This is a genomic window from Porticoccus sp. (assembly GCF_041592135.1).
Taxonomy (GTDB): Bacteria; Pseudomonadota; Gammaproteobacteria; order Pseudomonadales; family Porticoccaceae; genus Porticoccus.
In genome coordinates this window covers 1-12,114 of record NZ_JBFHQR010000065.1, presented here as the reverse complement: position 1 = coordinate 12,114, position 12,114 = coordinate 1, and the positions used below count along the sequence as shown (strand labels likewise).

Sequence of the window (12,114 nt, the reverse complement as noted above, 5' to 3'; positions counted from 1 at the left end):
GCCATGTGTGAACCGGCTCTAGTTCATCGTATCCGAACGGCGCAGCACCACTCGGCGATTCTGGGCACGGCCCTCGGGTGTGGCGTTGTCAGCAATGGGCTGAGATTCACCATAACCCCTTGCCGGCACCCGCGATGCGTCAATACCCTGCTCCACCAGATAGTTGGAAACCGCGACAGCCCGGCGCTCGGATAGCGCCTGGTTATAGGCATCACTGGCAGTTGAGTCCGTGTGACCTTCGATCACGCCATGCATGGTTGGCACGCGCTTGAGCAGATCAACGGCGCGGTCAAGCTCGCCGTAGGATTCCGGCTGGATGACAGTCGAGTCCGAAGCAAACCACGCCTCGACCCGGATATCAAAACCGCAGCCAATGGTATCGACTTGCTCACCCCTGGGAGTATTGGGGCACTGGTCCTTGCCATCGGGCACGCCATCGCCATCCGCATCACGAGGCGGCGCAGCAATGGGGGCAGATAGCGGAGCAGGAACTGCTTCAGGCAGCGCCGTAACCGCAGATTTGGGGGCACTGCCAAATGTCATGCCGAAACCAATAAACGGCCCTTCAAAGGCGCCGTCAAAGGTATTGCCGCTATTGGACTCGATGTCATAATCCACTTTGCGGTAGCCAAAACGAAACGCCCCGTTCTTCCACGCCTGATACTGAAACTGGGGCTGAAGTTCATAGGTGCGTTCCGAATCGCCACCGGTACCATAGGACAGGGTCGGGTTGAAGCGCCAGTGTTCGGAAAGCTGGATACTGGGCCTGACAATGATCACAGGGTCGGTAATATTCCGGTCACCACTGAAGTCACCCAGGGTGTCCAGCTTCAGCTTGTTCTCCAGCCTCAGGTTGCGCACCCCGAGCAGCACATCGAATGTCTGCCCTGGTGTCCACCCCTGAAACTGGTAACCAAACCCGAAAGTGGACATGGTCATCTCGGACTCCAGGGATCCGCTTACCGGGCCTCTGGACAAATCCGTGCTCAGATCAAGGTAGTCCACCTGCAACCAGGTCACCCATGAGTTGTATTGGGCAGTAGCCAGGAACGCGGCGGTCATATCCAGGTTGTCGAGAATATCGCTGAAACTCGCATCCACCTCTGCCGATCGGTTGGCAATGGTAACGTCCGCATCAAGACCCGCCGCCCACAAATAGGGGGTAAACTCAAATTTCCAGGTGTCCTCTTCTGCCGCCGTTGCGGGCAGAGCCGCTGTCGCCAGAAATAGGGCCGCCAGCGCAGGCGACGTTTGTTTGATCCTGTTACCCATGCTCACTTTCATTTCGTTACACATAATCACAGTTCCTCTTGTGTTACTCAGGCTACTTTCAAATTTCAATCCATATCACCCTGATACCACCAAGGGGTGTGGCGACAATGTCGAATCATTGCGCACGATGGCCTCGTTACCCCCTTGCCCGCCCCTCTCCCGCCATGGCGGGAGCGCTATTTCGCGGAGACCTGCGCGGGCTCAACCTTGATAGCCAGTGATTCGCGGTACATTGCATCGACCTGGTCGCCTACCTTGATACTGCCCAGATCGATGTCCTCGGCAACCGGCAGAATCAGGGTCCGTTTTGGCCCCTGCAACGTGACCGTCCTGTTCTCCATGTCCACATTGCGCACGGTGGCAGTCACTTCAACCGTTTTGCGGACAATACCGGCGGGTTTCTGCCCAAGTTCCGCGCGACCGGTCTCCAATGTATCCCGGCGTGCCTGGATACCGCTGCTCGCTGGCGCCAGCGCCATGACCAGTCCCACGTTGTATGCCACCATCACCACATCGCCGACCTCCACCTGGGCCAGATTGCGTACTTCCTCACCGGCCACGAAGCTGATTGACTCACCGCTCTTGTTGCGCAGGGTAACGGCACGGCTGGTGTGATCGATGGCTTCGACCGTCGCGGTGGCTGTCGAACCGGTACCCATCAGTACTGCGGGCAGTTCACGCTTTTGCTGCACATCGGCTGCCTGAAGCGTCAACAGCGGTGTCACGGCAAGCAACACCCCCACACTGACTGCGATTAAAATGCCATTTTGCTTTTTCATATCATTACTCCATTTCGTTGAGGTTGGCCGCAGGGTTTTTCTCCCCATAACAGTACGTAGCCCCCGGTAACACCGGGGATAGTTACTCAAAAGCCGGCAAGCCGCTCAAACTCCATCGTGCCGGTATCGAATTTGAGATCGATGTAGAACCGGTTGTTGTGTAGAAAGTAGACCGCCGCACCGGTGAGATCGCGCCGGAATACGGCCGGCTGGGGGTTCCGGCGCTGCCCGTACCAAATCCGTTGCGACACCCGGCGCACTGATTGCGAGAGCGATCAAGGCTGCCACCCGTTTGCCTATCCGTCGCAATAGGTTTTCTCCGCACCTCATAAAGCGTCTGGAGTCATTCCTCACGGCGTGTACCAGATCGGCGAGGTGTAGGCGCGCTCCTGCAAGATCATGGTTGTGTCCAGCGGCGGTTTGACCCCGAAGCGCTTGGCGTCATAGGCGGTCCAGCGCGGTGTTGGAATTTCGATGACGCGGGCGTAGTAGAACGCCTTCTGCTTGGAATCAAAATCCGGATCCGTCCATACGGCGATCAGTTCAGGGGCGCCGATAGTATTGGTCCAGGTGGCATTGGCGATGTCCACGGTACTACCCACCGCCGGCAGCTTGCCGTCGCCGCCGGGCTTGCGCTTGTCGGCGTCGCCCCACACCACGTCGTACACCTGTTCCTGGACATTACCTTTGTTATCTACCCAGCCCTTGACGATCTGGATACGGTCGAGATTGGCACCGATCGGGTCTTTCAGCGCGGCGACAAGGAAGGTGGGCGCCTTGCCCTTGGGCGCGACATTGATATCGCCGCCCATCGGCACACCCTTTCTATAGCCGATCTGGGCGGGCAGGCGATTATTGGCATCCGCAGCTTCAAAGTCGAAACCACCGAAGAAGCGCACGGCCATGCGCGAACCGGTGGTGGCGTAGGTTTCGCGCCGTTCCATCGCATCCCAGAGCGCCTCACGCGTGTTTTCGGTTGCCCATACCGCGGCATAACCGGAAGCCGATACCTCCCAGTCCATCACCTTTACACCTGTCTTCGGATTATCGAAGAATGCCTTGGTCATGCGCTCCGGGCCAGGTTCCTGCGGTGCGGTCTTGCCGAAAAAGTTCTCCTCTTCCATCGCGGCCAGGCCGGTGTGCGCATCGCTGCTGCCGATGAGGCCGAACTTGTAAGGGTTGACGCCCAGTTTCTGTTCCAGTTCCAGGCCATTTTTCAACGCGCTGCGTGCGTACTCGAACTCGAGCATGTCTTTTTTCTTGGCCGCGCTGCCATCTAGATTGCCCTTGTCCCAGGTCTCGAAGTCGGCGAACTCGTCATTAGGTGACAGATAGGGGTGGGCCTCGCCATCGCCCTTTGTCTGGGTTACTTCATATAGTCGCTCCCATTTCATGCGTTCCTCGGCGTAGCTGCGGTCCAGTTTTTTGCCGAAGGCCTCGACCACCGGAAACATGGTCCCATTACTCAGATTGCCATTGTGCGCGATGGCCAATACATCACCGCCGGTCCTGGCTTCATACGCCGTCATCCATTTCCAGAGATCCACGGGATTGTCACTGCCAAGGGGTTTCTGCGTGGTGTAGGGTTCGACCTGGCCGGCCTTGTCGGCGTTATCGCGGAAGATCACATTGCGGTGCAGATTCATGCCACCGGTATTCGAGGTCCATTCAAAACCGATAAAAGCCGTAAAGCGGCCCGGCTCATTGAACGCCTCCGCGGCCGCTATGGTTTCCTGCCAGGCGCCACGGTAGGCCTTGGTCCCCGGCACCGGCATGATAGCCTTGGAGATCGTGCCCTTGCCGAAGCTGGTGACGATATCGATGGCCGCCTCCGCGCCCTTGCCGGAATGGATCAAATCATGCCATTTGCGGCCTTGGGGATCGGCCATGATCTCGGGCGCACCGCCGTTGATCAGCGGGAAAAACCCCATGCCGTCGGAGTGATCGGCAACCACCAGAAAGTCCAGCGGGCGCGCCAGTTTCACCGGCTGGCCGGTATTCGAGGTAACCTGGTTCCCGCGCGCAAAGCGATAGGCATCCCGCGGACCCAGGCGCGCGCCAAAGGCACCGGCATCCATCGAAAACGCGGTATGCAAATGCGTGTCACCAAAATAGGGACGGGTAGGAAAGTTACGCCCTGCGTAAGGTGAGTACACCGGCTTGGTGGAGTGTACCCGCCCCGCCTGTTCCTCATCTGGAGCGGCGAGACCGGGCGGACTGCTTTCGGCTGAAAGCGACGTCGGGCTCATACTGAGCGTGAGAATGCCGACCATCAGCGCACAGGGAAGTTTGTTCTTACGGAGAATTTTTTCGCTCATGAGGTATGTTTCCTTCCATAGTTGATTTGCCGCTACGGCGTGTACCAGATTGGCGAGGTATAGGCGCGCTCCTGGGTGGTCATCGGAACTTCCTTCGGCATCTTCACGCCGTAGTACTCGGCGTCGTAGGCGGTCCAGCGCGGCGTAGGGATTTCGATGACGCGGGCGTAGTAGAACGCCTTCTGCTTGGAATCAAATGCCGGGTCCTTCCACACCGCAATCAGTTCGGGATCGCCGATGGTGTTGGCCCACAGGGCATTCCGTACATCCACCGTGTTGCCCACCGGCGGCAGCTTGCCGTCCTTGCCGGGCTTGCGCTTGCCGGCGTCGCCCCAGACCACGTCATAGACCTGTTCCTGGACCTCGCCCCTGGTGTCGAGCCAACCCTTAACGATCTGGATGCGATCGAGATTGGCGCCGATCGGGTCTCGTAAGGCAGCGACGAGGAAGGTGGGCGATTTGCCTGCGGACTCCTGAGATGGCCGAAGGTCACCGCCCATGGGTACGCCCTTGGTATAGCCGACGACAGCGGGGCTGCGCGTGTGTGCATCGGCGGCCTCGAAGTCCCAGCTACCGAAGAAACGCACCATCATGCGCGAGCCGGTGGTGGCGTAGACTTCCTTGCGCTTCATCGCGTCCCAGATCGCTTCGCGGGTGTTCTCGGTGGCCCACACGGCAGCGTAGCCGGAGGCGGCCAGTTCCCAGGACATGACGTTCTGGTCGCCGGATTTTGTGAACGTATGGTTCGCGCGGTCGGCGGCCGGCTCGTAGGGCGGGGCCTTGCTGAAGAAGTTTTCCTCCTCCACCGCCGAGATGCCGGTGTGCGCATCGGTACTGCCGATCATGCCGAACTTGAACGGATTGACGCCGAGCTGCTGTTCCAGCTTGAGGCCGTTCTTGAGGGCGGCGCGGGCGTATTCGGACTGGAAATAGGCGTCCTGGTGCAACTTGGTGCCGCCGAGGTTCATCTTGTCCCAGGCCTCGTAGCCAGCGAACTCGTCGTTGGGAGACAGGAACTTGTGCGATTCGCTGTCGCCCTTTTGCTGGGTGACCTCGACCACTGGTTCCCAGCGGGCGCGCGCCTCGGCATATTTGCGCGTCAGCGGATTGCCGACGAAATCGGCCAGTGCGAACATGCGCCCGCTACTGATGTTGCTATTGTGCGGTATGGCGATCACCCGGCCGCCGGTCTTTTCTTCATACGCGCCCAGCACTTTCCACAAATCTTCCACATCCTCGCTATCGCTGGCCGAGAACGGTCGTGTCTGCACGGCCTTGTCCGCGCCGTCGCGGAAGATAACGTTGCGGTGCAGGTTGTCGCCACCCGGCATGCTGGTCCACTCATAGCCGATGAAGGCGGTGAACTTGCCCGGCTCGTTGAAGCGGTCGGCGGTCTTGGCGTAGGACTCCCAGACCGAGCTGATGAAGGCCGGATCGGTCATCGCCTTCGGCAGCTTGTTGGCGGAGAGCGCGCCAATAATCTCCCAGGCCGCCTTGACCGCCGTGTCGCCACCCTGCTGGATGCTGTCATACCATTGCTTGATCTGTGGATCAGCCAGCAGCGTGGGGTTGCCCTTGACGATCGCCACCATGCTGCCAAAGGCCTCGGCGTGATCGCTGACCACCAGGAAGTCCAGGGGACGCGACAACTTTGCCGGCTGGCCGGTGGAGGTGGTGACTTCCTCGCCGCGGGCGAAGCGGTAGGCCACCTCGGGTCCGACGTTCGCGCCGACTGCACCGGCGTCCAGTGAGATTGCGGTGTGCAGGTGGGTGTCGCCGAAGTACGGGCGCGTCGGGAAGTTGCGCCCGGCGTACGGCGAGTAGCCCGGCTGCTTGAATGCCTTCGCAACGCTCTCCTTGTCGATCGCCCCCAGATCCTGTGCCAAGGCTGGCAATATCGGCAGTGTCAAACCGAGCGCGACAAGCCCAGTAAAGATCCCGTCACGCAGAATACTTGGCCTCATGTTTTTGCCTCCTTAACACTAAAATTGCTTCAGAACGCGGCGACACGCTGAATGACCCAGAACATCGCCACGCTGCCGATGGCGTAAGGCGGAACCAACCCCGCCCAAGGGGGCGGGGATCTCTTCACTCGCCGCCCAAGCGCGACCAGCGCCAGCACGGCGGCGACAAACAGCAGTTGTCCAATCTCCACGCCCAGATTGAAGAACAACAGTGCCTGCGGAATATGCGCCTGCGGCAGGCCAATTTCATTCAAGGCACCGGCGAAGCCAAAGCCGTGCAGCAGGCCGAAGGTGAAGGCGACGATCCACGGCGCGCTTACGGCAATCCCCTGCTGCCCGTCCCGCGCGCGCAGAATTTCCGCAGCGACAAACACGATACTCAGGGCGATCACTGCCTCAACGGGCAACTGCGGGACGAGCACAAAACCGAGCGCGGCCAGGCCCAGGGTGAGGCTGTGAGCCACAGTGAAGGCGGTAACCGTCTTCACCAGTTTCCAGCCGCCACGGGTGATAAGTAGCAAGGCGAGAACAAACAGCAGGTGGTCGATGCCGAGCAGGATGTGTTCCATGCCGAGTTTGAGGTACACACCGGCCACCGCAGCACGGGTTTCCTGCCGTGGGATCATCGCCGACGGATGCGCTGGTGTAAGCCGCTGGATCCAGCGGGTACCATCATTGAATTCAGCCCGCACCAGCGCGTCGGTCATGGTGGCCTCCAACCCGGCTATGCGTAGCGATTGCCCGCGCAATGGCTCGATGGCACGCAAGCGCCAGGTCTGGACCGCCGCGTCGCCCGTCAGGCGTGTGGTGACCTCATTCGGGGATGCTGTCTGACCGGAAAATTCCACCGCCAGCGAGAGCCGCAGTTCGCCGCGCATGGGCGTTTTCCACAGCACACGGAACTCGCCGTTGCCCTCCTCGTGCAATTCCAGGTAGGCCGGACGCACCTCGTGGGCCTGGGCCGGCGCCATGCACAACAGGAGCAACAGCAACAGCCGCCTCATGGCGTCATCGCCACCAGGGGGCCGATCAGCGACTTCACCTCCTCATCCATGACCAGGTCGTATTTCGCCAGCAGCAGATCAAAGAACCGTTCGCTGGCCGCCACCTGCTGCTGGCGATGCCAGTCGTCCCGTACCCGCGCCTGTACCTGCTCGAAAGCCTGCTGCTGACCGGGCAGCCGTTCGGTGACCTGCACCAGGTGGAAGCCGTAGCTGGACGCAATCGGGCCATGCCATCGACCGGTGCCGAGCGCAAACAGTTGTTCGGCCAACCGTGGACCGAACAGACTGGCGACCGTTTGTTCGTCCGCTAGCCGATAGTCCCGCTCCAGCAGACTGGGATCGCCCACCTCCGCGCTCATGTCCGCCTCAAGGGCAGCAAGCCCACGGCGAGCAGCCGCTCCGGTTTTGAAGAAGTGTTGCGTAAAGGAAATGCGCGCGGCTGTTTTATACTCGGCGCGTTGCTCGAGATAGAACCGACGCAGCACCTTCTCGCCGGGTTCGGCGAAACTGGCCGCATCCCGCAAAAGAAACTCCATCTTTTGCGCCAAACGCCGACGCACAATGGTGTCGTTTTCGTCCAGCCCCAGCTCCTTCGCCTCACGCGCAAGCAGGTCTTCCTTCAGATAATCGGCCACGAGGCCGCGCAACTCCTGCTCACTCGGTGGACGCTGCCATTGCCGCACCCAGGTTTCCTTGAGCCAGGTCACGTCGGCCGTCGTAATGTGCACTGCGCGCAGGGTGTTATCTTGCTCGGGGTTGAGCCAGCCATGGATGGCAAACAGCAGGCTACCGACCATGAGAAAATGCAGCAGGGGTTCATGTATCCAGCTTTTCACGGCATCACTTCCTGTATCACTCCTTGGCGCGGATGATGCGTAAGATCAAAATCCCTGCGCGCCCCTAACAACCAAAACCAGTAACAACCAACAACAGGCATGCTTCTCACGGGGGACTTCCGCGCGCCATGCCCAACCCTGGCCGAACGCATCAGCCACCCCATGACCTGCCTGGACAGGGCATGAAGTCATAGGTCTCCGCCACACCACCCGTCTCCGGCAGAAAACCATGTCCGCCATGCCCTGATCAAGACAAGGGGAAGGGCAATCTTATCGATAAAGTTGGAGTTGCCTGCAAACACCTGCGGCAGGGATAAAGCCAGACGACTCGGCTCCAAGACTGAGCGATAATCCTTCATGTCGTTTTCCCTGGATTTTTATCAGGCAGGCTCTGTCTTAGTTAAGCAGGCATTTACCGCTTCGCAAGGTAAGATTTTCAAAGCCGGCTTGCAGCAGGGTGCATCGATATCCTTTTCCAGCAGCGCTGTATCTACTGATACCACAAGTACCCGCCCGGGTTCTTGTGTGTTGCCCTCTCCCACTTCGGCAATGGTTTTGTTAGGGCCCGAATCGTTTGCTGCCATGCCGCAGCAACTCGCCGGGGTTCAATGCCGGAGCGTCGCCGAGCAGGAAGTGCCATGCCCATTTGTTACCGACACGATTGAAAAGCGTCTCCAGCGACGATGATCCTATGGGTGTGACCAGGCCCTAAATCTACGCTTAACTTTATCCGTTTTTATCCGTTAACTTTTTCTTCGTTCGAAAACCGTCCCATACTTGGGGCAGTGATAACCTTTCACACAGGGTACCCATGTCACTAACTGAACGACGACAGCAGATCCGCCAAGCGGCCTGTGCCGATGAGCAGTACTGTGTGGAGCAGTTGCTAACCGCCCCCCTGCTGGATGACGAACAACAACAGCTCTCGCTCGAACTGGGCCGCGCGCTGGTAACCGCCTGCCGCCGGGATCGGCAGCGGGCGGGCACGCTGGAATCGTTCCTGCAGGAATTCGGCCTGTCAAACCGCGAGGGCATTGCCCTGATGTGCCTGGCGGAGGCGCTGTTGCGGGTGCCGGATGAGGCCACCGCCGACCGGCTGATCGCCGAGAAAATCCGCGAGGGCGACTGGGGCAGCCATCGCGGTCGCTCGGAGTCCCTGTTCGTCAATGCCTCGGTGTGGGGCCTGATGCTCACCGGCGGGGTGCTGCCGCTGGACCGGGAAGTGACCGATGACACCCCCGGCTGGATCAGGCAGCTGGTCAATCGCCTCGGTGAACCGGTGGTGCGCAAGGCAATGGTGCAGGCCATGCGGATCATGGGAAGTCAGTATGTGATGGGGAGAACGCTCCCCGAGGCCATGGCCCGCGGCCGCGGGGAATTACCGGAAGCCACCACCTTTTCCTTCGATATGCTCGGCGAGGGGTCTCGCACCGGGCAGGATGCCGAGCGCTATTTCGAGGCCTATGCCGAGGCCATTCGCCTGATTGGCGCAGCCAACTCGGCAAATACCGTCCTTGCAGCAGATAGCATTTCCGTCAAGCTTTCCGCCCTGCACCCCCGCTACCAGTACAGTCAACGGGAAGCGGTGATGACCGACTTGCTGGCACGCATCCGCGCCCTGGCTGTGTCCGCCCGTGGCTACAACATCGGCCTCAGCATCGATGCCGAAGAGGCGGCCAGACTTGATTTGTCGCTGGATATTTTCGAAGCCCTGGCCCGCGACCCGGCCCTCAAGGACTGGCACGGCCTCGGCTTTGTCCTGCAGGCCTACCAGAAGCGCGCCCCGGCGGTGGCCCGCTGGCTGATGGCGTTATCCGAAGACACCGGCCAGCGTTTTATGGTGCGGCTGGTCAAGGGCGCCTACTGGGACAGCGAAATCAAACTGGCCCAGGAACAGGGACTGGCGGATTACCCGGTGTTTACCCGCAAGGTGAATACCGACCTCTGTTATTTGCACTGCGCCAGGTTGTTGCTGTCCGCGCCTGAACAGATCTATCCGCAGTTTGCCACCCACAATGCCCAGACCGTCGCCACAGTACTGCAACTGGCGGGTACCGCCGCCTTTGAATTGCAGCGCCTGCACGGCATGGGCGAGCTGCTCTATCGGCAACTGCAACGCCATTTTGACCGGGTCAAGGGGCCTATGCCGCCGGTGCGGGTCTACGCGCCGGTGGGCCGACACCGGGAACTGCTGCCCTACCTGGTGCGACGGTTGCTGGAAAACGGCGCCAACAGTTCCTTCGTCAATCGGCTGCTGGACGAGAACACCCCGGTGGACACCCTGGTGCAACCGCTGCTGCCCCAGGTGACCGCCTCGGCGGAGCGGCGCCACCGCCATATTCCCAAGCCCGTCGACCTGTATCGCGCTGCCGGTGAGCATCGCAGCAACGCCGCCGGTATCGACCTCAATAACCCGCTCGAGGTGGAACCACTGTTGGCCCAGATGGCTGCGACCAGAAACCAGGCCTGGCAGGCCGGACCGCTGATCGACGGGCAACTGCGCAGGTCGCAGCCACAGCCGCTGCTGTCCCCCACCGACGGCCAGCCCGTCGGCGCGGTCAGCCCTGCCGGGGAAGCCGATGTCCGCGATGCCCTGGATATTGCCAGCGCGGCCCAGTGGCGCTGGGATCAACAGGGTGGTAGCGCGCGGGCCGAATTGCTGGAACAGGTGGCGGAGGAATTGACCCGGGAAATGCCCACCCTGATGGCACTGGTGGTCGCCGAGGCCGGCCGCACCGTTGCCGACGCCCTGGCAGAAGTGCGCGAGGCCATTGATTTCTGCCGCTACTATGCCCTGCAGGCGCGGCATCAATTCGCCGCTGGCCGCGCCCTGCCCGGCCCCACCGGCGAAGACAATCACCTCAGCCTGCACGGCCGCGGGCTGTTTGTCTGTATCAGTCCGTGGAATTTCCCGCTGGCGATTTTCACCGGCCAGGTGGCCGCGGCGCTGGCGGCGGGCAATGCCGTGATTGCCAAACCCGCGGCGCAGACGCCGCTGGTGGCCACCTTTGCCACACAGTTGATGCATCGCGCAGGGATTCCCCCACGAGTATTGCAGCTGCTGCCCGGCGATGGCCGCGCCCTGGGCAAGTGGTTGCTGGCGGATTCACGGCTCGCCGGGGTGGCCTTTACCGGTTCCACCGCCACCGCCCACACCATTCAGCGCCAGCTGGCGGATCGCCCCGGCGCCATCGTGCCTCTGATCGCCGAGACCGGCGGCCAGAACGTTATGCTGGTGGACTCCACCGCCCTGCCGGAGCAGGTGGTGGACGATGTGATTCGTTCGGCGTTTCTCAGCGCCGGACAGCGCTGCTCGGCCCTGCGGGTGCTGTTTGTGCAGGAGGAGATTGCCGATGGCCTGCTGCGAACCCTCAGCGGCGCGCTGCAAACCCTGAGACTCGGTGACCCGGCGCGGCTGTCCACGGATATCGGTCCGGTGATTGATGATCCCGCACGGCAGACCCTGTTGGCCCATATTGTGCGCATGGCAGCGGAGGGCAAGCTGCTAGCGAAACTGACGCCGCCGGCAAACCCTAGCGGCTGGTTTGTGGGGCCACATATTTTCGAGATCGACAATCTGCAACAGTTACCCGAGGAGGTATTTGGGCCGATCCTGCATGTGATTCGCTACCGGGGAGAGCAACTGGACGGGGTGATCGAGCAGATAAACCGCAGCGGTTACGGCCTGACCCTGGGCATTCACAGTCGCATTCGCGGCTTTGCGGACCAGGTGTTCCGGCGCACCCGGGTGGGCAACACCTATATCAACCGCAACATGGTGGGGGCGGTAGTGGGCTGTCAGCCGTTTGGCGGCTGCGGCCTGTCCGGCACCGGGCCCAAGGCCGGGGGGCCACACTACCTGCAGGCCTTCGCCACCGAGAAAACCCGTAGCGAGAATATCGCGGCGCGGGGCGGCAATGCCGCGTTGTTCGGGTTGCCGG

The 12,114-nt window shown here is 61.0% G+C and carries 9 protein-coding genes; 2 read left to right on the top strand and 7 right to left on the bottom strand.

All coding sequences use genetic code 11. The features are described from left to right. Window positions 1-18: 18 nt before the first annotated feature. The 7 genes from ABY948_RS07385 to ABY948_RS07355 all read right to left on the bottom strand — a co-directional run bounded on the left by ABY948_RS07385 (window position 19) and on the right by ABY948_RS07355 (window position 8,173). Window positions 19-1,296 carry an OmpA family protein gene (locus ABY948_RS07385; protein WP_461481883.1) on the bottom strand — a complete coding sequence of 426 codons (1,278 nt, stop codon included), beginning with the start codon at window positions 1,294-1,296 and terminating at the stop codon, window positions 19-21. Between the two features lie 152 nt (window positions 1,297-1,448). Next, on the bottom strand, window positions 1,449-2,051 hold the full coding sequence (locus ABY948_RS07380; protein WP_461481882.1) for a hypothetical protein: 603 nt from the start codon (window positions 2,049-2,051) through the stop codon (window positions 1,449-1,451). Window positions 2,052-2,137: 86 nt separating this feature from the next. Then, a complete protein-coding gene (locus ABY948_RS07375; RefSeq protein WP_461481881.1) occupies window positions 2,138-2,302 on the bottom strand; it encodes a hypothetical protein in 165 nt (54 codons plus the stop codon). A 99-nt stretch (window positions 2,303-2,401) separates the two neighbouring features. Next, window positions 2,402-4,369 carry a DUF3604 domain-containing protein gene (locus ABY948_RS07370; protein ID WP_461481880.1) on the bottom strand — a complete coding sequence of 656 codons (1,968 nt, stop codon included), beginning with the start codon at window positions 4,367-4,369 and terminating at the stop codon, window positions 2,402-2,404. Between the two features lie 32 nt (window positions 4,370-4,401). After that, window positions 4,402-6,333: a DUF3604 domain-containing protein gene (locus tag ABY948_RS07365; RefSeq protein ID WP_461481879.1), complete on the bottom strand. Its 1,932-nt coding sequence runs from the start codon at window positions 6,331-6,333 to the stop codon at window positions 4,402-4,404. Between the two features lie 29 nt (window positions 6,334-6,362). Next, window positions 6,363-7,325, bottom strand: coding sequence for a HupE/UreJ family protein (locus ABY948_RS07360; RefSeq protein WP_461481878.1), 963 nt, complete (start codon window positions 7,323-7,325; stop codon window positions 6,363-6,365). Window positions 7,326-7,333: 8 nt separating this feature from the next. Next, window positions 7,334-8,173, bottom strand: coding sequence for a peptidyl-prolyl cis-trans isomerase (locus ABY948_RS07355; protein WP_461481877.1), 840 nt, complete (start codon window positions 8,171-8,173; stop codon window positions 7,334-7,336). 357 nt (window positions 8,174-8,530) lie between these two features. Between ABY948_RS07355 and ABY948_RS07350 the strand changes: the two genes are divergently transcribed. Continuing rightward, a complete protein-coding gene (locus tag ABY948_RS07350; protein WP_461481876.1) occupies window positions 8,531-8,860 on the top strand; it encodes a hypothetical protein in 330 nt (109 codons plus the stop codon). A gap of 124 nt (window positions 8,861-8,984) precedes the next feature. After that, a partial coding sequence (gene putA / locus ABY948_RS07345; protein WP_461481875.1) for a bifunctional proline dehydrogenase/L-glutamate gamma-semialdehyde dehydrogenase PutA occupies window positions 8,985-12,114 on the top strand: 3,130 nt, incomplete at its 3' end.

Coding starts and splice junctions, on each gene's coding strand:
- ABY948_RS07365 (WP_461481879.1), bottom strand. CDS start 6,333: ATGAGGCCAAGTATTCTGCGTGACGGGATCTTTACTGGGCTTGTCGCG.
- ABY948_RS07380 (WP_461481882.1), bottom strand. CDS start 2,051: ATGAAAAAGCAAAATGGCATTTTAATCGCAGTCAGTGTGGGGGTGTTG.
- ABY948_RS07385 (WP_461481883.1), bottom strand. CDS start 1,296: ATGTGTAACGAAATGAAAGTGAGCATGGGTAACAGGATCAAACAAACG.
- ABY948_RS07370 (WP_461481880.1), bottom strand. CDS start 4,369: ATGAGCGAAAAAATTCTCCGTAAGAACAAACTTCCCTGTGCGCTGATG.
- ABY948_RS07350 (WP_461481876.1), top strand. CDS start 8,531: ATGTCGTTTTCCCTGGATTTTTATCAGGCAGGCTCTGTCTTAGTTAAG.